The sequence below is a fragment of the bacterium genome, from assembly GCA_040756715.1.
Lineage (GTDB): Bacteria > UBA9089 > UBA9088 > UBA9088 > UBA9088 > JBFLYE01.
Genome location: JBFLYE010000124.1, coordinates 1 through 978 on the forward strand (window position 1 = coordinate 1; position 978 = coordinate 978).

Here is a 978-nt window from a genome sequence, read left to right on the forward strand (position 1 = left end):
TCAAAATTCAACATTCAAAATTCATAATTTTATAAAGTTTTCCTTAAGATTATCTAAACACATACATTTTGTAAAGCGTTATGGAATTAACTATAAGTACAAAGTTTAAAACATGAGCGAATATAAATTTGGGAGTAATAAATAGTAAGCTATTAGAGTTTGTTGATGACTATAATCAAAATAAAAGGCTTAGGAGTTTGGGAGATAAAACCCCTGCTCAATACCTAAAAGATGAAAAAAATATTATCATACAACGTATCGTTAGCTAACAATATGATCTTAACCAAAAGTTGGTATATACACTATAATGGAGCTAAACACATACTGATTCTGCTAAGTTGCCGTGCTAAACATATTAGGATAGATTAAGCATTAGCTAAACACATACCTTTGTTTTGTATTTTTTCTTTCCTTAAGGTGGTAAGTATGTCTATACCCATCTGGACTTTTTTAACTTTTTTACTTGATTTCTTAAATTTTTAAAGGTATAATCATCTTAATGGATATTAAAAGGGTTTATCGCTTCTTAATGATAGCTTTAAGCATAATTTTGTCCCTCTTTCTCCTTATCCCATCTGCAAGCATTCCAAATTGGCAAAAAAAAGGGGAAATCAGCAAGGAAACCTATGTAGCACCATTTGATTTTTCCATAATAGACAAAGAAAAAACAGAAGAAAGAATAAAGGATGAACAATCAAGAATCCTGCCTTCCTACTCCCTTGATTTTACGACCTCTTTAAAATTGCTTGAGGATATTACAAAGCTTTTTTCAAAGATAGAGGAGATAAGGGAAAAGGGAGGAGGAAGGAGAGAGGAAAAAATAGGAAAGCTCCTTCCTTCTCTTTCATCACAAGAGATAAAGCTTATTGCATCGGCTACTAAGAATGTATTTATTGAGATAGAAGAGGTGACAAAGAATATGATGAATATTTGCCTTGAGAAAGGCATTCTTCCAGATGGTGTAATAGAGAAAAAAAT

1 protein-coding gene is annotated in these 978 nt (G+C 31.3%); it reads left to right on the top strand.

Features of this window, described 5'->3' with window-relative positions; genetic code table 11:
- Nucleotides 1–499 precede the first annotated feature (499 nt).
- Nucleotides 500–978: hypothetical protein (locus AB1397_04775; protein MEW6482297.1), on the top strand; the 479-nt coding region annotated here is incomplete at its 3' end.